The sequence below is a fragment of the Bradyrhizobium sp. ISRA436 genome, assembly GCF_029910015.1.
Lineage (GTDB): Bacteria > Pseudomonadota > Alphaproteobacteria > Rhizobiales > Xanthobacteraceae > Bradyrhizobium.
This window is the reverse complement of sequence record NZ_CP094519.1, coordinates 2141436-2163738: the sequence shown is the minus strand read 5'-3', so window position 1 is coordinate 2163738 and position 22303 is coordinate 2141436. Positions and strand designations below refer to the sequence as shown.

At 65.5% G+C, this 22303-nt stretch carries 25 protein-coding genes; 4 read left to right on the top strand and 21 right to left on the bottom strand.

Annotated features, from left to right (window positions below; genetic code table 11):
* Nucleotides 1–57: 57 nt before the first annotated feature.
* Genes MTX23_RS10260 through phnG form a run of 9 tightly spaced genes read right to left on the bottom strand, consistent with a single transcriptional unit; the run spans nucleotide 58 to nucleotide 7017 of the window.
* Nucleotides 58–669, bottom strand: a complete 612-nt coding sequence (locus MTX23_RS10260; RefSeq protein WP_280976515.1) for a pyridoxamine 5'-phosphate oxidase family protein — start codon at nucleotides 667–669, stop codon at nucleotides 58–60.
* A gap of 27 nt (nucleotides 670–696) precedes the next feature.
* Nucleotides 697–1293, bottom strand: a complete 597-nt coding sequence (gene phnN / locus MTX23_RS10255; RefSeq protein ID WP_280976514.1) for a phosphonate metabolism protein/1,5-bisphosphokinase (PRPP-forming) PhnN — start codon at nucleotides 1291–1293, stop codon at nucleotides 697–699.
* Nucleotides 1290–2444, bottom strand: coding sequence for an alpha-D-ribose 1-methylphosphonate 5-triphosphate diphosphatase (locus tag MTX23_RS10250; RefSeq protein WP_280976513.1), 1155 nt, complete (start codon nucleotides 2442–2444; stop codon nucleotides 1290–1292). The genes phnN and MTX23_RS10250 overlap by 4 nt, the downstream gene beginning before the upstream one ends.
* A 13-nt stretch (nucleotides 2445–2457) precedes the next feature.
* Nucleotides 2458–3156 carry a phosphonate C-P lyase system protein PhnL gene (phnL, locus tag MTX23_RS10245; protein WP_280976512.1) on the bottom strand — a complete coding sequence of 233 codons (699 nt, stop codon included), beginning with the start codon at nucleotides 3154–3156 and terminating at the stop codon, nucleotides 2458–2460.
* An 8-nt stretch (nucleotides 3157–3164) separates the two neighbouring features.
* The gene (phnK, locus tag MTX23_RS10240) at nucleotides 3165–3962 is read right to left on the bottom strand and encodes a phosphonate C-P lyase system protein PhnK (RefSeq protein ID WP_280976511.1); all 798 of its coding nucleotides are present in this window, start codon (nucleotides 3960–3962) and stop codon (nucleotides 3165–3167) included.
* On the bottom strand, nucleotides 3955–4839 hold the full coding sequence (locus MTX23_RS10235; RefSeq protein ID WP_280976510.1) for an alpha-D-ribose 1-methylphosphonate 5-phosphate C-P-lyase PhnJ: 885 nt from the start codon (nucleotides 4837–4839) through the stop codon (nucleotides 3955–3957). The genes phnK and MTX23_RS10235 overlap by 8 nt, the downstream gene beginning before the upstream one ends.
* On the bottom strand, nucleotides 4836–5939 hold the full coding sequence (locus MTX23_RS10230; RefSeq protein ID WP_280976509.1) for a carbon-phosphorus lyase complex subunit PhnI: 1104 nt from the start codon (nucleotides 5937–5939) through the stop codon (nucleotides 4836–4838). The genes MTX23_RS10235 and MTX23_RS10230 overlap by 4 nt, the downstream gene beginning before the upstream one ends.
* 3 nt (nucleotides 5940–5942) lie before the next feature.
* Nucleotides 5943–6551: a phosphonate C-P lyase system protein PhnH gene (gene phnH / locus MTX23_RS10225; protein WP_280976508.1), complete on the bottom strand. Its 609-nt coding sequence runs from the start codon at nucleotides 6549–6551 to the stop codon at nucleotides 5943–5945.
* 4 nt (nucleotides 6552–6555) lie between these two features.
* Entirely contained in the window at nucleotides 6556–7017 is a 462-nt protein-coding gene (phnG, locus tag MTX23_RS10220; RefSeq protein WP_280976507.1) for a phosphonate C-P lyase system protein PhnG, read from the bottom strand.
* Nucleotides 7018–7121: 104 nt separating this feature from the next.
* On the opposite strand from phnG, the gene phnF reads away from it, so the two are divergent.
* Entirely contained in the window at nucleotides 7122–7847 is a 726-nt protein-coding gene (gene phnF / locus MTX23_RS10215) for a phosphonate metabolism transcriptional regulator PhnF (RefSeq protein WP_280976506.1), read from the top strand.
* A 172-nt stretch (nucleotides 7848–8019) separates the two neighbouring features.
* Here phnF and phnE (MTX23_RS10210) read toward each other — a convergent pair whose 3' ends face one another.
* From phnE (MTX23_RS10210) to phnC, 4 genes are all read right to left on the bottom strand, one after another.
* Nucleotides 8020–8868 carry a phosphonate ABC transporter, permease protein PhnE gene (gene phnE, locus MTX23_RS10210; protein ID WP_280976505.1) on the bottom strand — a complete coding sequence of 283 codons (849 nt, stop codon included), beginning with the start codon at nucleotides 8866–8868 and terminating at the stop codon, nucleotides 8020–8022.
* Nucleotides 8865–9749 carry a phosphonate ABC transporter, permease protein PhnE gene (phnE, locus tag MTX23_RS10205; RefSeq protein ID WP_280976504.1) on the bottom strand — a complete coding sequence of 295 codons (885 nt, stop codon included), beginning with the start codon at nucleotides 9747–9749 and terminating at the stop codon, nucleotides 8865–8867. Before phnE (MTX23_RS10205) ends, phnE (MTX23_RS10210) begins: the two co-directional genes overlap by 4 nt.
* 82 nt (nucleotides 9750–9831) lie before the next feature.
* Complete coding sequence (gene phnD, locus MTX23_RS10200; RefSeq protein ID WP_280976503.1) at nucleotides 9832–10761, bottom strand: phosphonate ABC transporter substrate-binding protein; 930 nt, start codon at nucleotides 10759–10761, stop codon at nucleotides 9832–9834.
* 75 nt (nucleotides 10762–10836) lie between these two features.
* Nucleotides 10837–11652, bottom strand: a complete 816-nt coding sequence (gene phnC, locus MTX23_RS10195; protein ID WP_280976502.1) for a phosphonate ABC transporter ATP-binding protein — start codon at nucleotides 11650–11652, stop codon at nucleotides 10837–10839.
* 190 nt (nucleotides 11653–11842) lie between these two features.
* On the opposite strand from phnC, the gene MTX23_RS10190 reads away from it, so the two are divergent.
* From MTX23_RS10190 to MTX23_RS10180, 3 genes are read left to right on the top strand one after another with little or no spacing between them, the layout of a single operon-like run.
* Nucleotides 11843–12508, top strand: a complete 666-nt coding sequence (locus MTX23_RS10190; protein ID WP_280976500.1) for a chloramphenicol acetyltransferase — start codon at nucleotides 11843–11845, stop codon at nucleotides 12506–12508.
* A complete protein-coding gene (locus tag MTX23_RS10185; RefSeq protein WP_280976499.1) occupies nucleotides 12505–13677 on the top strand; it encodes an alpha-D-ribose 1-methylphosphonate 5-triphosphate diphosphatase in 1173 nt (390 codons plus the stop codon). Before MTX23_RS10190 ends, MTX23_RS10185 begins: the two co-directional genes overlap by 4 nt.
* 20 nt (nucleotides 13678–13697) lie before the next feature.
* Entirely contained in the window at nucleotides 13698–14396 is a 699-nt protein-coding gene (locus tag MTX23_RS10180) for a DUF1045 domain-containing protein (protein WP_280976498.1), read from the top strand.
* 59 nt (nucleotides 14397–14455) lie between these two features.
* On the opposite strand, the gene hemC is transcribed toward MTX23_RS10180, so the two are convergent.
* The 8 genes from hemC to MTX23_RS10140 all read right to left on the bottom strand — a co-directional run bounded on the left by hemC (nucleotide 14456) and on the right by MTX23_RS10140 (nucleotide 21901).
* Nucleotides 14456–15463 (bottom strand): hydroxymethylbilane synthase, encoded by a 1008-nt coding sequence (gene hemC, locus MTX23_RS10175; protein ID WP_280976497.1) that lies wholly within the window; start codon nucleotides 15461–15463, stop codon nucleotides 14456–14458.
* Between the two features lie 63 nt (nucleotides 15464–15526).
* Nucleotides 15527–16147 carry a bifunctional nicotinamidase/pyrazinamidase gene (gene pncA, locus MTX23_RS10170; RefSeq protein WP_280976496.1) on the bottom strand — a complete coding sequence of 207 codons (621 nt, stop codon included), beginning with the start codon at nucleotides 16145–16147 and terminating at the stop codon, nucleotides 15527–15529.
* Nucleotides 16148–16154: 7 nt separating this feature from the next.
* The gene (locus MTX23_RS10165) at nucleotides 16155–16973 is read right to left on the bottom strand and encodes an aspartate dehydrogenase (RefSeq protein ID WP_280976495.1); all 819 of its coding nucleotides are present in this window, start codon (nucleotides 16971–16973) and stop codon (nucleotides 16155–16157) included.
* Between the two features lie 4 nt (nucleotides 16974–16977).
* Nucleotides 16978–18402: a M20/M25/M40 family metallo-hydrolase gene (locus MTX23_RS10160; protein WP_280976494.1), complete on the bottom strand. Its 1425-nt coding sequence runs from the start codon at nucleotides 18400–18402 to the stop codon at nucleotides 16978–16980.
* A gap of 116 nt (nucleotides 18403–18518) precedes the next feature.
* Complete coding sequence (locus tag MTX23_RS10155) at nucleotides 18519–19013, bottom strand: RidA family protein (protein ID WP_280976493.1); 495 nt, start codon at nucleotides 19011–19013, stop codon at nucleotides 18519–18521.
* A gap of 27 nt (nucleotides 19014–19040) precedes the next feature.
* Nucleotides 19041–19448 carry a cytochrome c gene (locus tag MTX23_RS10150; protein ID WP_280976492.1) on the bottom strand — a complete coding sequence of 136 codons (408 nt, stop codon included), beginning with the start codon at nucleotides 19446–19448 and terminating at the stop codon, nucleotides 19041–19043.
* Complete coding sequence (locus MTX23_RS10145) at nucleotides 19448–21040, bottom strand: flavin monoamine oxidase family protein (RefSeq protein WP_280976491.1); 1593 nt, start codon at nucleotides 21038–21040, stop codon at nucleotides 19448–19450. The genes MTX23_RS10150 and MTX23_RS10145 overlap by 1 nt, the downstream gene beginning before the upstream one ends.
* A 108-nt stretch (nucleotides 21041–21148) precedes the next feature.
* Complete coding sequence (locus tag MTX23_RS10140; RefSeq protein WP_280976490.1) at nucleotides 21149–21901, bottom strand: hypothetical protein; 753 nt, start codon at nucleotides 21899–21901, stop codon at nucleotides 21149–21151.
* Nucleotides 21902–22303 lie beyond the last annotated feature (402 nt).

Sequence of the window (22303 nt, the reverse complement as noted above, 5' to 3'; positions counted from 1 at the left end):
TTGGGGAGAGGTGAACCTCCATTGCGGCTCCAGCTCAATCTCATCATGTTCTAGCCATCACCACATCGTCTGCCGCGCGCGCTCGGGCCATTCCCGATCGTATTTTTCGCCACCGATTGTGTTCTCGCTCATCTCCGCGAGGATCTGGCCGGGCGTCGGCAACGTCTTGGGATCAACCCGCTTGTCGGGATTCCAGAGGTCGGAACGCACGATTGCGCGGGCACACTGGAAATACATCTCCTCGACGGTCATCACGATGACCGCGTGCGGCGCCTTGCCCTCCATCTTGAACGAGGCAAGCAGCTCAGGCTCGGCTGTGACATAGGCGCGGCCGTTGACGCGCAGCGTGCTGCCCGAGCCCGGGATCAGGAACAACAGCCCGACGCGGGGATCGCGGACGATGTTGCGCAGTGAATCGCAGCGGTTGTTGCCGCGGCGATCCGGCATCATCAGCGTCTTCTCGTCGCGGATGCGCACGAAGCCCGGCAGGTCGCCGCGCGGCGAGCAGTCGAGCCCCTCGGGTCCGGCGGTTGCAAGCGACACGAACGGCGATTTTTCGATGAGCGCGCGGTAGAGCGGCGTCACACGGTCCGCGACCTTCACGGTCGACGCATCGTTCGGGAAACCGTAGATCGCCTCAAGCTGCTCGATCGTTTCAATCACCGACATCAGTGCCCTTTCTCGTTTGGAAGTTGCCTAGCCGTCCCAGCGCTCGCCCTTGATGACGCGGACAAGCTGCCGCGCGTGATATTCGGCGGTGCCCGAATTGACGATGGTGAAGTCCGGCGACGCGGTGGTCTCGTCGATCGTGCGCGCCAGCCGCTGCTCCAGCCGTCCGTCGCTGGCGCGTGCCCGCATCGCGAGCCGCGCAGCGAGGACATCCGGCGGCCCGGTGATCAAAACGACCACGACATTGGCATAGTTGCGGCGCGCGGCCGATATCACCGTGCGCGAGACGTTGGCGATCACGGTGCGGCCGGCACCGATCTCGTCGTCAATTGCCCGCGACAGCGCATAGCGGTGCCCATGGGCTTCCCAGTGCATGGCATAGTCGCCGCCCGCCACCGCGCGCTGGAAGGCCTCCGCGCTGACCTCCTCGTTGTCTTCCGAAGACGACGCCTCGCGGGTGATCAGGCGGCGCGGAAACACGATGTTGCGGTCGTCGGCGCAGGCCGTCTTCGCCAATCCCAGCAGCGTGTCCTTGCCGGCACCGCTCGGACCGACCACCAGCACCAGCCGTCCCGGTCCGATCGCGCCGGCACGCGGCTCGGTGAAGGCGGGAGCATTACTCATGCGACCCGCCCCCCTTCGCGCCAGACGCTGCGCACGACCGGCAGGTCGCGCGCGATGTGAACGCGGATCAAATCGGCGCGCTTGCCGACTGCGATCTCGCCGCGATCGGCGAGGCCGACCGCCTCTGCCGGCGTTTTCGTCACGGTGCGGACGGCGGACGCGAGATTGATCGTCGGCACGCGCCGCGGCAATTGCAGCGCCGCCATCAACAGGCTCGACGGGATGTAGTCCGACGACAGAATGTCGAGCATGCCCTCGCGGGCCAGATCGACGGCCGCGATGTTGCCGGAATGCGAACCGCCGCGCACGACGTTCGGCGCTCCCATCAGGATGTCGATGCCGGCGGCGTGCAGCCCACGCGCGGCTTCCATCGTGGTCGGAAACTCCGCGACCGACACCTTGTCGTTGACGGCGTCGGCGACGTTCTCGTCCGTGGTGTCGTCGTGGCTCGCCAGCGGGATCTTGTACTCATGCGCCAGCGCGACGATCGCGCGCATATTGGTCGCGGCATATTCCTTCTGATAGGCGAAGCGCTTTGCGAAGAGCACGTCGAGCTGGGCGTCGGTCATGCCGCCGCCCTTGCCGCGGTAGTAGTCGCGCAGCTTCACCTCGTCGCGGAACTGGCGCTGGCCCGGTGTGTGGTCCATCAGCGACATCAGCCGCACATCCGGGCGATCGATCAGCTCCTTGGCTTCCGCGACCACATCGGGCATCGGGATTTCGCAGCGCAGATGCAGGAAATGGTCGGCGCGCAGCAGGTTCTCCTCGCGCGCCGCCGCGATCGCCTCGGCCAGCAGACCGGCGCGGCCATCGACACCCTCCGCGCCCTCCTCACGCCAGACGCGGAGCGAATCCAGCACCGTGGTGATGCCGGAGGTCGCGAGCTGCCCGTCATAGGAGATCACGGCCGCCACCGGATCCCAGTACACCTTGGGCCGCGGCACGTAGTGCATCTCGAGATGATCGGTGTGCAGCTCGATCATCCCGGGCATGATCAGATCGCCGCCGGCGTCCTCAGCTGCCTCGGGCGCCCGGCCCTCGCCGTAACAGGCGATCTTGCCGTCGGCGATGGCGACCCAGCCCTGCTCGATCACGCGATCGGCGAGGACGACCCGGGCGTTGCCGATGATGGTGTCTTGCTTGGCAGTCATTTCAAACGGTCCTTCAGGCGGCAGCGGCAAACGAGGTCACGTCGACGATGCGGTCGGCAATCGAACGGCGGATCTCATCGTCATGAACGATCGCGACCATCGCAACGCCCTTTGTCTTCTTTTCGCCGATCAGCTCGACCACCACGGCACGATTCGCGGCATCGAGCGAGGCGGTCGGCTCGTCCAGCAGCAGTATCGGCAAATCCGAGATGAAGCCACGCGCGATGTTGACGCGCTGCTGCTCGCCGCCGGAGAAGGTCGAGGGCGGCAGCGGCCACAGCCGCTCCGGAATGTTGAGCCGGCGCAGCAGGCGGCCGGCACGCTCGCGAGCTTCCTCGCGCGCGACGCCGTTGGCAATCAAGGGTTCGGCGACGACGTCGATCGACGCCACCCGCGGCACGGCGCGGAGGAACTGGCTGACATAGCCGATGGTCGAGCGGCGGATGCTCAGCACCTGGCGCGGCTCGGCCGTGGCGAGGTCGATCACCGTGCCGCGGTGGCGGATGCCGATCCGGCCGCTGTCGCAGCGGTAGTTGCCGAAAATCATCTTCAGGATCGAGGATTTGCCGGCGCCCGAGGGGCCCGACAGCACCACGCATTCGCCCGGCTCGACGTGGAACGAGACGCCGCGCACCACAGGCAGTTCGACACCGCCCTGCAGATGCATGATGAAGGTCTTTTCGGCGTTGGCAAGTTCGATCATCGCGGTCATTGGCGGGCTCATGGCGGCAGAATCGAGGAAACGAGCAGTTGCGTATAGGGCTCGCGCGGATCGTCGAGCACCTGGTCGGTCAATCCGGTCTCGATGACGCGGCCGCCCTTCATCACCATCACGCGGTGCGACAGCAACCGCGCGACGGCGAGATCGTGGGTGACGACGATGGCGGCGAGGCCGAGCTCGCTGACGAGGTTGCGCATCAGGTCGAGCAGGCGTGCCTGCACCGAGACGTCGAGGCCCCCGGTCGGCTCGTCCATGAACACCAGCCGCGGCTCGGTGACGAGATTGCGCGCGATCTGCAGCCGCTGCCGCATGCCGCCCGAATAGGTCTTGGGTGCATCGTCGATACGGCCGACATCGATCTCGACCCGCTCGAGCCAGTTCGACGCGGTGTCGCGGATCCGGCCGTAATGATTCCAGCCGACCGCCATCAGCCGCTCGCCGACATTGGCGCCGGCCGAGACCGCCATGCGCAATCCCTGCGCTGGATCCTGGTGCACGTAACCCCAATCGGTGCGGAACAGAAAGCGCCGCTCGGCTTCGCCTAGGCCGGCAAGATCGCGCAGCGCGCCGTCGCGCATCCGGTAGGACACTCGTCCCGCGCTCGGCGCGAGTTGCGCCGACAGAAGCTGCAGCAGGGTCGACTTGCCCGAGCCGGACTCGCCGACGATCGCCAGCACCTCGCCGGCATAGAGCGAGAAGGAGACGTCGCGGCAGGCCGCGAGCTGGCCATAGTTCTTGGCAAGCCCTTCGGCGACCAGCAGCGGCTGGTCGTTGTCGAGGCGGGACAGCTCAGACATGCGCCTTCTCCTTGTGCGGCGCCGCGCTCAGCGTGCCGTGATGTCCGGCCGCCTGGCGCTGCTCGCAGAAATCGGTGTCGGAGCAGACGAACATCCGCCCGCCCTTGTCGTCGGTGACGATCTCGTCGAGATAGGAATCGTCGGCGCCGCACAGCGCACACGGCGCATCGAAACGGTAGCGCGTGAACGGGTGATCCGCGAAATCGAGCGAGACCACCGTGGTGTGCGGCGGGATCGCGTAGATGCGCTTCTCGCGGCCGGCGCCGAACAGCTGCAGCGCCGGGCAATTGTCCATCTTCGGATTGTCGAATTTCGGCGTCGGCGACGGATCCATCACATAGCGCGCGTTCACCTTCACCGGATAGGCGTAGGCGGTCGCGATGTGGCCGAACCGCGCGATATCCTCGTAGAGTTTCACATGCATCAGCCCGTATTCGGCGAGCGCGTGCATACGCCGCGTCTCGGTCTCGCGCGGCTCGAGGAAGCGCAGGGGCTCCGGGATCGGCACCTGATAGACCAGCACCTGGCTCGCATGCAGCGGCGCCTCGGGAATGCGGTGCCGGGTCTGGATCACGGTCGCGTCCGTGGTCGAGGTCGTGGTCGCAACGCCCGCGGTCTTGCCGAAGAACTTGCGGATCGAAATCGCGTTGGTGGTGTCGTCCGAGCCTTGATCAATCACCTTCAGAACGTCGTCGGGGCCGAGGATTGCTGCGGTGACCTGCACGCCGCCGGTGCCCCAGCCATAGGGCATCGGCATCTCGCGGCTCGCGAACGGCACCTGGTAGCCGGGAATCGCGATCGCCTTCAGGATCGCGCGGCGGATCATCCGTTTGGTCTGCTCGTCGAGATAGGCGAAGTTGTAAGTCGGCGCGTTCATTCCGCGGCCTCCTGCATTTCGGGAGCCTCGTTCGCCTCGGCGAATTCCTGCCGCAGCTTGCGCAGCAAGCCGAGCTCGGACTGGAAGTCGACGTAATGCGGCAGCTTCAGATGCTCGACGAAGCCGGTCGCCTGAACATTGTCGGAGTGCGACATCACGAACTCCTCGTCCTGCGCCGGCGAGGTCACCTCCTCGTCGAGCTCGCGCGCGCGAAGAGCGCGATCGACCAGCGCCATCGACATCGTCTTGCGCTCGCTCTGCCCGAAGGCCAGGCCATAGCCGCGGGTGAAGCACGGCGCTTCGGTCGCCGAGCCCTTGAACTGGTTGACCATCTGGCACTCGGTCAGTTCGATCGAGCCGAGCGGAACGGCAAAGCCTGCGTCCTCGGCGAAGAACTCGACCTCGACATCGCCGAAGCGGATCTCGCCCGCGAACGGATGGTTGCGGCCATAGCCGCGCTGCGTCGAATAGCCGAGCGCGAGCAGGAAACCTTCGTCGCCACGAGCCAGGTTCTGCAGCCGCAGGTCGCGGTCGGCCGGAAAGTTCAGCGGCTCGCGCGTGAGGTCGCCGACCGGTGCGTCGGCGTCCGCCTGCGGCGAGCCTTCGATCAGGCCGTCACGGCCGAGAATGTCGGTCACGCGCGGCGTCGCGGCCTGCGACGCCTCCGCCGTCAGCGGCTGCTCCGGCACGAAACCCTCGGCAAGCTGCGGATCGAGCAGGCGATGGGTGTAGTCGAAGGTCGGCCCCAGGATCTGGCCGCCCGGAATGTCCTTGAAGGTCGAGGAGACACGACGCCGCACCTGCATCTCGCCGGTATTTACAGGCTCGGTCGCGCCGAAGCGCGGCAGCGTGGCACGGAACGCGCGGACCAGGAAGATCGCCTCGATCATGTCGCCGCGCGCCTGCTTGATCGCCAGCGCCGCGAGCTCGCGATCGTAGAGCGAGCCTTCGGTCATGACGCGATCGACGCCGAGCGAGAGCTGTTCGGCGATCTGCGCCAGCGACACCTCCGGCACATCGCGGTCGCCACGCCGTTCATGCGCGAGCAGGCGGTGGGCGTTCTCAATGGCGCGTTCACCTCCCTTGACGGCTACATACATCGCTTACACTCCGCTTGCGACCAACCGCGTGGTGCGGGGGATCGCGACAATGGCATCGTCATGGACCAGCACGACGTCGATGCCGCGCGGGAACAAGGCTTCGTTAATCGCAAGCCGCCCGAACAGGTCGCGCGGCTGGATCATCGCCTGCAGCAGCGCCGTGCCGTCGATGCCCGGCCCCTTCAGCTCAAAGGCCGGCCCCTGCGTCAGGCTGTCCACCTGCAGGATCAGCGTGGTCGAGCGATCCGGATATTCGCTGCTGCCGAACGCAAAGCGATCGAGCGCCGGCAGGCTCGCCGCATCGCCGATGAGCGCGAAACTGGCGACCATAGAATCCGCAATCACCGGCGCGCTGGTGTGAAACTTCAGCCATCTCGCGACATCCGGCGTCGCCGACATCGCGCCATCGAGCCAAATCGGCGTGTCGTGATCGAACAGCGTCAGCGCAATCGCAGCCGTGCCGCGCATCATGCCGGCGGGCGTCCCCGCCTGCGCCGCGACGCGCTGGACGCTGCCCGGGCGCGCCATCGCGTCCATTACCGAGCGGAACGTCGACTGCGCCGACAACACCTTGTCGGCAAAACCTGCGGGCAATTCGGCAACCGTCGTCATCGTATCATCCTTCCCCGCGCACCATGGTGTAGAAATCGACCCGCGTCGCCGCGGTCTCGGCGGCCTTGCGGCTGCGTTCAGCGTCGACCGCCGCACGCAGCGGCGCGATCACCTTCGCCTCCACCTCGCCGGACAACTCCGCCGATTGCACCATGGCGTCACACAGCGCGATCATCTGCGCCTTTTGTGCATCGCGGCCGAGCGTGTAGCCGAAGCCCACCTCGCCGGTCGCAAGCCGCACCGCGGCGCGCGACACCGTCGCCTCGCCGAGATTGAACGGCGCGCCGTCGCCGCCGACCCGGCCGCGCAGCATCACGAGGCCATTCTCGGGCTCGCGGAGATTTTCATGCGCCGGCACCGCGATCTGCCGCATTCGCTCCGCGATCTCGGCGGCGCCGGAATGCGCCAGCACCGCCATTGCGGCCTTGCGCTGCGCCTCTTTGCTGTTCCGACCGGCCGAACTCATGAGCAACCTTGCCCGACTCAAGTTGTCTATGTTAATAGACAACTTGATAGCGAAGCGCCATGACTGTTTCGTGACAAACTGAAGATTTCTGGTATCACGGCGCCATGAGCATGCAGGAAAGTTCCGGCGTCGCCTTGTGGCGGCAGGTCGCCGACGGCATCGAGCGCGGCATCGCTGACGGCCGCTTCGTCGCGGGCGAAAAGCTGCCCGGCGAGATGGAGATCGCGGAGACCTATCGCGTCAACCGCCACACCGTGCGGCGCGCGCTCGCGGCGCTGGCGGAACGCGGCCTGGTGCGCGCCGAGCGCGGCAGCGGCACCTATGTCGAAGCGCAGCGCCTCGCCTATCCCCTGCGCTCACGCACCCGATTTTCCGAGATCGTCGGCGCCGGCGGACACGAGCCGCGCGGCCAGCTGATCGACGCCCGCGGCGACGTCGCCACCCGCGAGATCGCCCGCGAGCTGGGCCTGAAGATCGGCGCCCCGCTGGTCCGGATCGAGTCGGTCCGGCTCGCCGACCGCACGCCGATCTGCGTCTCCACCACCTGGCTGTCGGCCGAGCGCTTTCCCGATGCCGGCAACGTGTTCGCCAACGTCCGCTCCATGACGAAGCTGCTGGCGCATTACGGCGTCAGGGACTACCGGCGCTCCTCGACCCGGATCACCGGAGCGATCGTCGATGCCACCGATGCGGTGCGGCTCAATCTCGCGCTGGGCCACGCGGTGCTCGTCGTCGATGCCACCGACGTCGACACTGCTGACAAGCCGCTGGTCACCAAGCGCTCTCGCTTCGCCGCCGAGCGCGTGGAGTTTCTGGTGGAGAACAGTTGAGTATCCCTCCCTCTCCCCGTTCTTGCGGGGTCGAGACGAGCGAAGCTCGCTCTTAGAGGGTCGGGGTGAGGGGGGCCGCCTCCGCAAATTCGAGAGTTGAGAGTGCGCGGAGAGTCCCCCCTCACCCGGACGCAATCCGACCTCTCCCCGCAAGAGCGGGCGAGGTGACTTCCTAGGCCACCGCCCTTTGCCCGATGATGGCGAAGCGCAGCCTGCTCGAGATGAAGTCGATCGCGGCGACCGCGATCAGGATCATCAGGATCAGGAACGACACCTTCTGCCACTCCAGCACGCGGATCTGCTCGGCGAGCTGCAGGCCAATGCCGCCGGCGCCGACGATGCCGATGATCGTAGCCGAACGGGTGTTGGACTCGATGAAATAGAGCACCTGCCCCGCGATGACCGGCAGCACCTGCGGCAACAGGCCGAAGCGGATTTCATGCAGCGCATTGCCGCCGGAGGCCCTGATACCCTCGACCTGCTTGCGGTCGGCCGCCTCGATCGCCTCGGAGAACAGCTTTCCGAACGCACCGAAATCCGACACCGCGATCGCCAGCACGCCGGCAAACGGGCCGAGACCAACGACGTTGATCCAGACCAGCGCCCAGATCAGCGTATCGACGCCGCGGATCGAATCCAGGAAACGACGCACCGGAAAGCGGATCAGGTTCGACGGGATGATGTTGCGCGCCGCCAGCAGGCTGACCGGCAACGCCATCAATGCCGCAAGCGTGGTGCCAAGCAGCGCAATCGACAGCGTCTCGCCGAGTGCCTGCATGTAGAGCGGAAAGGACGAGCCGGGATTCGGCGGGATCATCATCATGGTGATCCAGCCGAGCTGACCGATCCCGGTAATCAGTTTCGTCGGCGAGAAATCGAGATCGACCAGGCCGAACACGAAGATCGCTAGCGCAGCTGCGATCATCGCCGGTGTCGCCAGCCGCGCCGAGGCGGGCCGGTTGAAGACATCGGGGTACTTCGCCCGCAGCTCGCCCGTATCCGGCTTCGGCAGCTGGCTCATCGGCGCGTCTCCTTGCCGAACAACCGGACACGCAGCCAACCGGTCGAGATGTCGATGATAAAGACCGTGACGATGATCATCACGAGGATGGCGCTGACGTCGGAATAATAGAACTTGCGGATCGCGACCACGAGCTCCTGACCGATGCCACCGGCGCCGACGAAGCCCATGACCGAGGCCTCGCGGACGTTGATCTCGAACCGCAGCAGCGCATAGCTTGCATAGCCGGCCACAACCTGGGGCAGCACCGCAAAGCGCATGCAGGAGAGCCAGCTCGCGCCGGTGGAGCGAATGCCTTCGACCGGCTTCATGTCCGCGTTCTCGACGATCTCGGCGAACAATTTGCCGAGCGCGCCGGTGGAGTGAATCGCGATCGCCAGCACGCCGGCCATCGGTCCGAGGCCGAAGGCGATCACGAAGATCAGCGCGAGCACGATGCCGGGCACCGTGCGGGCGAATTCCAGCAGGCGGCGCACCGTGAAGCGGAGCCACGACGACGGCGAGGTGTTCTGGGCGGCGAAGAAGTTCAGCGCAAAGGCGAGCACGGCACCGATGAGCGTGCCGACATAGCTGATCAAGAGGGTCTCGCCGAGCAGCCTCAACCATTTCTTCCAGCCCCAGAACCACTCGGCCGGATTGGTCCAGACCCGCCCACCGGAATCGAGGGTGAGGATGCGATCGAAATAGCTGACGAAGTTGCCGAAATAGGTGAACAGCGTGCGCAGATTCACTTCCGCGCCGAGCGCTGCGATCAGAAGCGCCGCACAAAAGACGGCGATCACCAGCGTCGCCTTCAGCCGCTTGCGCGCGACCGCCTTGCGGTAAGCGTCATTCAGCGCCGCCAGTTGCTGGCCTGGAAGTATGGATACGGCGGTCGTCATCGACGCGGGGCCCATCTGCTCGAGAAGTTAGACGGAAAAAGGGCCGGGTCATGGAACCCGGCCCAATTCAATGCCTGCGCGATCAGGACGCCTTCTTGCGCAGATTGTCCACGAACTTGATCAGCTCGATGGTCTTGTCATAGTCGGCGTTGGTGATCGGCTGCCACGGACGGTTCTTGCCGTCGGACAGCTTCTTGAACGCCTCCGGGTCCTTCGTCGCGGCATCCAGGAACGCCTGCTTGATCGCGGCCTTCATGTCGTCGGGGAGGTCGCGGAGGTAGGCATAGGGCGAGTTGATGATGAGGTCGGACTTCGAGATGATGCGGAAGTCTTCCTTCTTCATCAGCGTGCCGTCGCTCGACTTCACCATGTTCTTGTTGAGCATGCGAGTGAGATTGGAATCGTCGTCGGCGTTCCACCAGTTGGCGGCAACGTCGACGGTGCCCTGCGCCAGCGCCAGCACGGCGTTCTCGTGGCTGCCGGTGAAGATCACCTTGGAGAAGAAGCTGTCGGGATCGATGCCCATCTGGTTCAGCTTGAAGCGCGGCATGTTGTTGCCGGAGGTCGAGTTGGGATCGACCAGGCCGAGATTCTTGCCCTTGAGGTCCTCGACCTTCTGGTACGGGCTCTTGGCGAGCACGTAGAACACCGAATAGTAGCCCTTGGAGCCGTCGGCATTGACGTCGATCACGAAGGCATCGGTCTTGACGCCGGTGAGAAGGGCACGCGAGAACGATGCCGGACCGTAATAGCCGATCTGGATGTTGCCGGCGCGCTGGCCCTCGATCACGGCCGCGTAGTCGTTGGCGACGCGCAGGTTCACCTTGATGCCGAGCTCCTTCGACAGGTAGCTGATGAACGGCCCGAAGCGCTCGGTGACGCCGGAACCGTTCTCGGCCGGAATCACGGCGAAGGTGATCTCCGGATATTTCGTCTTCCAGTCCGAGGCCGAAGCCGAGCCGGCGAACGCCAGCGAGGCAGCGCCGGCCAATACGGTGCGACGAGTGATCATGATAAACCCCTTGTTGTGGTTACGCGTCCTTGGCCGGGCGAAATGCCCGTCCATCCTGATCGGAAAATGCGTCGCTCAGGCCGCAGCTGCGGTGCCGAGCGCCGGAACGTTTGCACCCTCGGGCTCGGGCAACGGCGCCGCGCCGATGACGTCATTGGCCTCGAGGTCGTAGAGCTCTCGGGCGATGTGGTCGGTCAGCATCGATGGTTGACCGTCGAACACCACGCGGCCGGCCGCCATGCCGATCAGGCGGTCGCAATAGGTGCGCGCCAGATCGAGCGAATGCAGGTTGCAGAGCACGGTGATGCCGAAATGCTTGTTGATGCGCAGCAGCGCGTCCATCACGATCTTGGTATTGCGCGGATCGAGCGACGCGATCGGCTCGTCGGCCAGGATGATGTCGGGTTCCTGCACCAGCGCGCGGGCGATCGCGACGCGCTGCTGCTGGCCGCCGGAGAGCTGGTCGGCGCGCTGCGCGGCGAGTTGCGCAATGTCGAACTGCTCGAGCGCGGACATCGCAAGCGCCCGGTCGTGCTCCGGCCACATCTGCGCCAGCGAGCGCCACGACGGGATTTCGGCAAGCCGCCCCATCAGCACGTTGGTCAGAACATCGAGCCTGCCGACGAGATTGAATTGCTGAAAGATCATCGCCGAGCGCGCGCGCCACTGCCGCAGCGCCTTGCCGCGCAGCGCGGTGACGTCGGTGCCTTCGAACAGGATACGGCCAGAGGTCGGGGCGGCGAGGCGGTTGATCATCCGCAGCAGCGTCGACTTGCCGGCACCGGAGCGGCCGATCACGCCGACGAAGCTGCCCGGCCCAATCGAGAACGACGCGTTATCAACCGCGGCTTTTGCGCCGAAACGGCACGTCAGACCTTCCACCACCAGCATGCAATGCTCCACCCGCGTCTCGATGGGGCCATCGCTATCCCCGCTGTCTTACAGTTATGTGACGATGCTGCTGCGGTGCGGCGATCGTCCACACCACCTCTCTTGCTGTCATCGCAACGTCATGATCTTGTCATCAAGCACCGTGAAGACGAGCGCATCTCCCCAGAAGCCATGATTTGCGGAGGCCCCGATGGCTGGCAAGAAACTCTCGGTCGTACCGACGATCGATCCCAGTGCGTCGGTGCGCGAGAGCAAGCTCGGCACCTATACCGAGGTCGGCGCGCGCACGATCCTGCTCGAAGTGAGCATGGACGACTACTCTTACGTCGTGAATGATAGCCAGATCACCTATGCGACGATCGGAAAGTTCTGCTCGATCGCAGCAATGACCCGGATTAATCCCGGGAATCATCCGATGCATCGCGCCACGCAAGCGCATTTCACCTACCGCGCCAGCGCCTATTTTCCCGGAGAGAGCGACGACACCGACTTCTTCAACTGGCGACGTGCGCATCACGTGCATATCGGCCATGACGTTTGGATCGGTCACGGTGCGATCATATTACCGGGCCGGAACATCGGCACCGGCGCCGTCGTCGCCGCCGGCGCGATCGTCACCAAGGACGTGCCTGCCTACACGATCGTCGCCGGCAATCCGGCGCGGCCAATCAAGCCGCGCTTCTCCGCGGCAATCGCGGATCGTCTCATCGCACTGGCGTGGTGGGACTGGGACCATGAGACGCTCCGCCGCGCCCTGCCCGATTTCCGCAAGCTTCCGGTGGAAGGTTTCCTCGACAGGTACGAAACTGAGAGCGCTTCCGAATCACAGGACGACCAGCGGAGTGCCGCATCGTGACCGACATTTTCATCGAAGGCGGCCGCGCGCTGATCGACGGGGCGTTCGTCGAGACATCGCTTCGAACTGCGGGACGCGACATCGCGTCGCTCGACGCCGAGCAGGGCCGCGCCGCATTTCATCTTGACGCCAACGGGCTGTTGATGCTGCCCGGCATCGTCGACCTGCACGGCGATGCCTTCGAGCGGCAGATGATGCCGCGCCCCGGCGTCGACTTCCCGACCGACGTCGCGCTTGTCGACAGCGACCGGCAGGCGATCGCCAACGGCATCACCACCGTGTTCCACGGCACGACCTGGTCGTGGGAGCCCGGCCTGCGCAGCGCCGACAATGCGCGGAAACTGCTCGATACGATCGAGGCATTGCGGCCGCAGCTTGCCGCCGATACACGCTTCCATCTGCGCCACGAGACCCACAATCTCGATGCCGAGGCCGAGATCACGCAATGGCTCGCCGAGGGCCGCATCGATCTGTTCGCCTTCAACGATCACAGCAACGTCAAGCCGAACAAGCGCAACCAGCTCGCCGACCGCGCCGGGCTCTCGGTCGAGGCGATCAACGAGATGCTCGACCGGGTCGTCGCCCGCCGCCCCGACGTGCCCACCTCGATCGCGCGTCTGGCCGCCGCGGCGCGCGCGGCCGGCATCCGCATGCTCTCGCATGACGACAGCAGCCCCGCCATGCGCCGGGAGTTTCGCGCACTGGGCGCCGCGATCGCCGAATTCCCGATCAACGAGGAGACCGCGCGCGACGCAGCCGCAGCCGGCGACTTCATCGTGTTCGGCGCCCCGAATGTGGTGCGCGGCGGCAGCCATACCGGCTGGACCAAGGCATCCGACATGATCGCGAAGGGCCTCTGCTCGGTGCTGGCATCGGACTACTATTATCCAGCGCAGCTGCTCGCAGCGTTCCGCCTGGCGGCCGACGGCACCCTGCCACTCGCCAAGGCCTGGGACCTGATCTCCTCGGCACCGGCGCGCGCCGCGGGGCTCGATGATCGCGGCGTGCTGGCCACGGGCCGCCGTGCCGACATCGTCCTCGTCGACGACATGATGCCGCTGCGGCCGCGGATCGTTGCCGTGATTGCCGCCGGACGATTGGTCCATCTAGCTGATGCAAGCTGCCTCGTTCATTCGCTCGCGCCGCGCAAGACGGTTGCGGCGGCGTAACCCCAATCTATTCTGCTGCCATGGCCAATCATCCGCGCTACGCGATCTATTATGCGCCGTCACCGGACAGCCCGCTGCACCGCTTCGGCGCGACGCTGCTCGGCTACGATGCCGCATCGGGCGACGACCTGCCCTTCCCCAATGGTGTCACACCCGACTGGCACGAGGTGACGCAGGACCCGCGCAAATATGGGTTTCACGCCACGCTGAAGGCGCCGTTCACGCTCGCCGACGGCAAGCGCGAGGGCGATCTCATTGGGGCCAGCGCCGCCTTCGCCGGCCGCGCGCGACGCATTCCGGTGATCGAGCCGGCCGTCGGCGCGATCAGCGGCTTCATCGCGGTGATCCCGGCTCGACGTTCGGATGATCTTCAACAGCTTGCCGCCGACTGCGTCACCGATTTCGACGCCTTCCGCGCGCCGCTGACGCCGGAAGATCGCGCCCGCCGCAAGCCCGAGAAGCTCTCGGCGCGGCAATGCGAGCATCTCGACCGCTGGGGCTACCCTTACGTCATGGAGGAGTTCCGCTTCCACATGACGCTGACGGGGCGGTTGAGCGACGAGCGACGCGGCCCGATCATGGCCTGGCTGCGCGAGCGATTCGCGACGCTCGGTCTCACGGCGCTTGTGATCGACCGCCTGGTGCTGTTCAAGCAGGACGACGCCGCATCGCGCTTCCGGATCATCGCAAGCTGGCCGCTGCGCTCTGATCGAGATTGATCACACGGCAACTCTCGTCGTCCGGGCTCGCGCGACGCTTGCCGGAGACGAGGGAACGCCTATTCTTTCGGCCGGGTGCGCGCGATGATCTCGGCGGCGCCCTTCTCCAGCAGCTCCATCCCGACAGCGCGGCCGAGCTCGCGCGGACGGCTCGCCGGGCCGCGGCGCGTCGCTTCGATGAAGCGGCCGGCTTCGTCGAGCACCGACGCTCGCAGCGTCATCTCGGCGCCGGCGAGCGTCGCGTGACCGGCGATCGGCGAATTGCAGTGACCGTTGAGCACCCACAGCACCTCGCGCTCGGCCTCGGCGCTGAGCCGCGACTGGACGTTGTCGATTGTCGCGAGCCGCGACCGCGTCGCCCAGTCGGTTTCGACACATTCGACCGTGACGATGCCCTGCCCGACCGCCGGAAGCATTTCATCGACGGAAAAATCATGCGCGACGCGCGCGGCCATGCCGATCCGCTCGAGGCCGGCGCGCGCCATCACCAGCGCATCCGCCGGCCCCACCGCGCCGCCATCCGGCAAGCGCTGCTTGTCGCCGCGATCGAGCTTGGCGATCCGCGTATCGGCGGCTCCGCGGAAATGGATCACGGTCGCTTCGGGGAACAACCGGCGCAGATAGGCGGCGCGCCGCACCGCGTTGGTGCCGATCATGAAGCCCTTGCCGCGCGCGGCGCGGAGGGTCTCGAGCGACAGCCCCGGTCGCAGCACAAGCGCATCGTTGGCGGCATTCCGCGGCAGCATCGCGGCGAGAACCAGACCCGGCGTCTCCTCGTTGCCCGGCACGTCCTTCAGCGAATGCATGGCGGCCTGCAGAGTGCCGGCGCGCATCGCCTCGCGGATCTCGGCGACGAAGGCGCCGCCCTTGCCGCCGTGTTGCAACAGCTTGCTGGTCTGATCCTGGTCGCCGCGGGTCTCGAACTTGACGACTTCGACGGCCAGATCCGGCGCGGCAGCGCGCAGCAGGCGCGCGACATCGTCCGTCTGCGCCAGCGCCATCGCGCTCTTGCGCGTTCCGATCCGTAAAGTCTGTCCCGACACAGCGTCTCCGTTGCGAATGACCATCAGCGGCTGGGATTAAAGCAAAAGACCAGTCAAAACAACGGTTTTTGCCCCGAAGAGTCACGCTCAGGCGATGTCGTCGACCAGCACGACGCCGGCCGAAAGCATAGCCGCCGTGGCGGTCGCGAGCGAGCCGCCAAGATCGATGGCGCGGCAGCCTGACAGCACCACCGTAGCCTCGAAGCCGAGCCGCCGTGCATCCAGCGCCGAATAATGCACGCAGTAGTCCGTCGCGAGCCCCGCCATGACGATCCGCGTCAGGCCGCGCTCGCGCAGATAGCCGGCGAGCCCGGTCGGTGTGGTCCGGTCGTTCTCGAAGAAGGCCGAATAGGAATCGATCGCCGCGCGGAAGCCCTTGCGGACCACAAGCTCGGCCCTGTCGGTCGCGAGCTGCGGATGGAAGGCAGCGCCCGGCGTGCCCTGCACGCAATGATCCGGCCACAAGGTTTGCGGACCGTAGGGCATGGTGACGGACGAGAAGGCCGCCGCGCCGGGATGCGATGACGCAAAGGAGCTGTGACCTGCCGGATGCCAGTCCTGGGTCAGCACCACATGGTCGAACCGCTCGGCGAGCCGATTGACGACGGGCACCACGGCATCGCCATCCGCGACTGCCAGCGCGCCACCGGGGCAGAAATCGTTCTGCACATCGATGACGAGTAAGAGATCGTCGGGCCGGATTGTCATCGTCGCCTCACGTTCCAATCCGAAGCGGTGCGCGCAGCTTCCGCAGGCAGGCAATCACCGACAGCGCGGTGATGCGGCCGGTCTTCGGGTTCTCCGAGGGGATGTTCTCGATCGTCATCGAGAACCGCGCGGAATCGGAGTCGACCTCGATGCGGTGAGTATTGCGCGTCACCGTCGGGTCCGCCCAGATCTCGACCCGGGTGCGATCGGGGCCGATGCCGGCGAGCGACAGCGCCACCGCGACATTGAGATTGGCCGGAAAGCCCTTCGCGGCCTCGCGCGCGCTGCCCTCGAAGACCCGCAACGGCTCCGTGATGCCTTCGATCCGGATGTTGTTCTCGACCAGATGCGGCGCGCCGAGCAGGCCCGCGACCGGCTTGCGCGTCACGATCCTCGCCGAATGGATGGTCCCGACCGCTGCAGCGGTCACGGCATCGAGCCCGATCAGCGCGCCGGTCGGCACGATGATCTGGCCGCCATTCGCGCGAGCAAGGCCGATCAGGTCTTCGTTCTGCAGCAGCGCGCCGACACTCAGCACCACGGCGGTCTTGCCGCGCTCGACCACCGGCGCCACGATCGAGCGCATCAGCTTGCTCGGCGCGCATTCGACGACGATGTCGGCAGCGCCGGCGAGATCGGCGATCGGCAGCACCTTCGGCTGCGGCTTCAGTTCGGCGAGCCACGCGCGATGCTTCGCAGGATCCTGCGACGACACCGCCACAAGCGCCAGCCCGTCGATACCGCGATCGAGCGCCTTGACGACATCGGCCCCGATCGCGCCGAGGCCGGCCACCGCCACGCGGGTCCTGGTCCTGGAATCTGCCATTGCGTTACGACTTGCCTCCGGCGAGCATCTTGACCAGGCGATAGAGGTACTCCTCGCCCTCGTAGAACGACTTTACGAGCACGCGCTCGTCCTTGCCATGATTCCTGTTGTCATTGATATCGGCGGCAAGCCCGGAATGGCCGTAGGTCGGAATCCCGGCATTGCGCAGATAGCTGCCGTCGGTCGCGCCGGTGCTCATGACCGGGATGATCGCGGCATCCGGCCAGAACTCCTTCGACAGCTTGTCGATCGCCCCCATGACCTCCTCGTTCAGCGGCGACGGCGGGCTCAGCACCGCCTTCCCGGTCGGCGCCACCGCGATCTGCCTGTCGTCGAGCACACGCTCGATCGTCGCCTGCACGCCCTCGACCGGCTCACCCGGCATGATCCGGCAATTCACCTTGGCGGTCGCCAGTTGCGGCAGCGCGTTGATGGCATGGCCGCCCTGCAGCATGGTCGCGACGCAGGTGGTGCGGAGCTGCGCGTTGTAGCCGACATTCTCCGACAACCGTGCTAACGCTGCGGGATCGGGTTGCGGCGACAGGGCCGCACGGATGTCGTCCGCGGTCTGCTTGGTCTCCAGCTCCGCCATCCGCGTGAAATAAATCTGCGTCGTCTCGTTGATATTGAGGGGAAAGATGAAATTGGAGAGCCTGACGAGCCCTGCCGCGAGGTGATAGATCGCGTTGTCCTTGCGCGGCAACGAGCTGTGGCCGCCGCGATCCTTGACCGTCAGCTGATAGCCGATCGAGACCTTCTCGCTGGTCTGCACGGTGTTGCGGATCGCCTTGCCGTCCCTCAGGCCGACGCCGCCGCCCTCGTTCAGCGCAAACTCGGCATCGATCAGGTCGCGATGGTTCTTGATCAGCCACTGCATACCGAGGCCGTTGGCATCGAGGATCTCCTCGTCGGTCTCCAGCGCCACGATGATGTCGCGGTCGGGCTTGTAGCCCTCCTTCTTGTAACGGATCAGATTGGTGATGAAAGCGGAGGCCATGTACTTGTCGTCGCTGCTGCCGCGCCCGTAGAAATAGCCGTCCTGCTCGGTGAGCTTGAACGGATCGACCGACCAGTCCTCGCGGTTGGCGGGGACCACGTCGAGATGGGCGACGAGCAGGATCGGCTTGCGCGCACCGGAACCGTGCAGCCGCGCCACCAGATTGCCCTTGTGCGGCGCCGGCGAGAACACGTGCACGTCACTCTCGGGGAAGCCCGCCGCACGCAGCCGTGCGCCCATCGCCTCGGCCGCCTTCTGCGTATCGCCGGTCGCGGTGGTCGTATTGATCTCGACCAGCTCCTGGTAGATGCCGCGGGCGAATTGCTGCTGCTCGGTCAACCCTTGCGCCGCGACGCCGGTTGCCAGCAGCACCGGACCGAGGGCGGCCGACAACAGGAGCGATCGACTGGCTTTCTTGGCCTTGTGCGACATCGTGCTCTCCCGGAATTCCACCACCTCACCGGCCGAATTCAGACAGGCGACACCTGCTTTGGCAAGACGCCGAGCCATTCAATTTGCGCGCGCATGCCACCGCTGTTTCGCGTGCATTACTTCGCAGCCGTATCCTTGGCCGCGACCACCTCGATCTCGACCAGGAAGCCGGGATTGGCGAGCGCGGCAACGCCGACCACGGAGCGTGCCGGCAGGTTCGGCTGGCTGCCGCCGAAGAACTGCGTGTAGCCTTCCATGAAGGCCTTGAAGTCCATCGGCGCCGACGGAGTGTGAACCAGGAACGCCTGCATCTTGACGACATCGCCCATGCCAAGCCCCTGGCCTTCGAGGATGCCCTTGATGCGATTGAGCACGCCGACGGTCTGGGTCTTGGTATCGCCATAGGCCTGCGGGGTCGCCGGATCGGCATCCTTGTTGACCACCGGCGGCACCTGGCCGCTGACATAGACGGTGGTGGCGTTGCCGGTGACGGTGACGGACTGCGCTATCGGGAATATCGAGCTCGGAATCGAATGCCTGATCACATCGGCAGAGGCTGCGGTCGCCACGGCCGACAACGCGGCGCCCAGCACGATCGTGGCGAATTTCATCAGTCTCTCCCCGAACTTGTGCCGCGGTTAGCGGCGCGCGTCCTGAACGTCCTTGGCCGTCACCACATCCTGAAAGCTATTGCCGAAATGCGTCCGCAGATAATTCACAACGGCGGCGACCTGACCATCGGTCATCATGTCGCCGAATGCCGGCATGCCGCGGCGGCCGTTGACGACAAGGAAGACCGGGTAGCTGCGGGCTTCGAGATTCTTGTTGCCGGCCAGCGAGGGATAGCTCCCGGCGCCGATCGCCCCCGTTGCATCCGGCATGTGGCAACCCTGGCAGACATTGGCGAACAATTCCTCGCCGGTCATCTCGACGAAGCGGTAACCGGAAGAGAAGGTTCGTGGGCTCGTTGCGCTATCTTGCCCAATGGCTGCGGTCGCCGACAGCAGCATCAGCGCGGCAACCGCCGATGTCCTTGGCAACCTCATCACGTCTTCACCACACGTTCGTGCAGCCGGCTGACGGCGTCGAGCGAGGACAGGATCGCGCCCTCCTGCCATGCCGGCAGGTCAGAAGCATGCTCGCCCGCCAGCACAATGCGGCCGTCGATCTGGCAGAGATTGCGATAGTGCTGGGCCCGCCCCGCGTCGCTCCATTCGCCGCTGCAGCCGAGCGTGAAGGGCACGCGATGCCACGCCACCGCGACGCCGGTTTCGAACTCGTCCTTGTACTGTGGATGGATCACGGCGCCGAACTCGACCGCACTCTTGACCCGCTCGGCGGGCGTCATCGCGGTGAACTCGTAGGAATTGGCGCCCTCGAACACATAGCCGCCGAGCAGGATGCCGCGGCCGTTGCGGTTGAAGCCGTAATTCGGATAGGCAATCTGCCGGATCGGCAGGTCGGTGAAGCTGATGCCGCCATAGATCGCCTCGTCCTCCTCCCAGAAGCGGCGCTTGAACTGCAGCCCGATCTTCACCGAGGCGGCATAGGGCAGCGCATCGATCGCGTTTTTCATCGGCGTGCCGACATCGATCGGCAACTGGCTCAGGATCGACAGCGGGATGGTACAGATGCACCAGTCGGCGATCGCCTGCTGCACGGCGGACGGGTTGGCCGTATCGACATAGCTCACGGTGACGCCGGTGCCGTTCTGCTGGACCTGCGTCACCTTGGCGTTGTAGCGAATGAGATCGCCGACTTCGCGCGCGAAGGCTTTGCCGATCATGTCCATGCCGCCGACCGGCTGGAACATCGTGGTCTGGAAATTGTAGCGCGCAAAGGCCTGCAGATAGCGCCACAGCTGCGAGCGCAGGATGTCCGAGAGCGCGATCGGGTCGCTCGGCAGCGGATCGGCCGTAAGCCCGCCGCCGGGATCGCGCGTATAGCCGCGGAATGCCGCGGAGTCGAGACTGGCGCTGTACTTGTAGTCGCGATCGAGCGCGCCCCAGGCCCGCAGCGACTGCAGAAGGATCTCCTGGTCTTCCTTGGTCACGGTCTCGTCGAGCTTGCCTTGTTGCGTGACCTTGGCAAGCAACTCCGACACCCAGCCCTGGAAATCCGCCTTGATGCTGCGGATGCGTTGCGGCCTGCTGTTGAATGCACGCGTCGCGTGCAGATACGCATTGTGATTGAGCTGGATGAAAGGCTCCAGCGCCACGTTGAGCCGTCGACAGTAATCGAGCAGTGCGCGATGGTGATAGGGAATCCGCCACGGACCGGGATTGATGTACAAGCCCTGCTCGAACTCGCATGTCTGCCTGAAACCGCCGAGCTCGACAAAGCTGTCGCCGCCGCGGATCGTCCAGTTGCGGCCGCCAGGGCGGCTGTTGAATTCGAGGATCTGGACCTTGTAGCCGGCCTTGCGCAGCTCCAGCGCCGCCGTCATGCCCGCAAGCCCCGCGCCGAGTATCAGCACGGATGCCCCTTTCGAGTTACCTTCGAGCTTGAGCGGGCCCTTGTAGGCGGACTCCGACGCGAAGCCGAGGCTCGTCATCGCGTGATACATCACCGAACTGCCGGCGATGGTGCCGATCAACGCGAGCAAATCGCGCCGCTTGATCACAGATCCGTTCTGCACCGGCGCTCACCCAGCCGCATTGATCGTTTGAGAAAGGAAACGGTTGATGCGACCGGTGTCAAGAAAGGGCGCACCCTCGCGCGCGCACCCACACGCGCTTTTGATGGGTCAGACCACGCGTTCGAGATGCACGCGACGGCAATCCATTTCGTAGTCGAGCCCGACCACCGGCGGCCGATTGAAATGCCAGGTGAGGCCGTTGCGGAACACGCCGCGGCGGCCGAGCTCGCTTTCGAGGATCGGATAAGCATCATGCACCGTGTAGAGTTGCACTGCGGTGGTGTCCTTCCAGGTGGCGTCGAATGCGCTCATCCGGCGCTCCATCTCGTCCAGCACCCATTTTGCCTTGGCGAGCATGCCGGCCGGGCTGGTGTCGCCGGGCGCGACGATATAGTCGCGATAGTTGCCCTTGCCCTCGACCGACTCGCCGCTGCCGGCGACGATGAAGCTCGCCGGCGCGTCCTTCGGTGCCGGCACCGTGTACGAGAAGGCGTGGAAGCACGGCTCCTTCGGCGGATCGATTTTCGGACAGACATTGCTGCGCGCCACCGGATTGACGCCGTCCCGCATCACGCCCCATTCGATCAGGGTCTTGATATAGACGTCGTTGAACGCCTTGAAGCCCTCCTCGGTAAACGGAGCCGGCGAGCGCAGCTCGCAGGCACCAAGTGCCGTGAGCGGACGCCCCGCCGCCTTCAGAATGTCCGCGATCCCAGCGAAGCCGGCCGTGAGCGGCACCGGCTCGCTGAACCTGACGCGCTCGATGGCAAAGCCGGGAAGCGCGCCGATGCCGCAGGAATACTGGCTGACGCCGGGCATGAAACGATAGCCGCTGTCGGGAGCCTCAAGGGTGCTGGTCATGTCGCCTCTTGACGTGAACGTGGTGAATGCAGTCGTTGCGATGACGTCCAGCACCGGAGGATACTCTCGAACAGCGCGATGTCATCACGGCTGTCGTCCCGGCGATGGCCAGAGGCAATATCGTGCCCAATCCACCGCCGTCGTCCTGGCGAAAGCCAGGACCCATAACCACCGCATTTGATTGTACCGGAACGTGACCCCAGCGTCGCGCACAATGGGCATTTGGGGTAATGGGTCCTGGCTTTCGCCAGGACGCTGAGTTTGTTGCACCGCTTGTGAGTCATACGTTCGCATTCTCGCGACATGAATTGTCCGAGCTTTGCTCTTCATTCCGCCCTCTCGTGAACAGAGGGCGCAGGGAAAGCCGGGTGCCGATCGCACCCATGGGTCCCGTGCAATAGA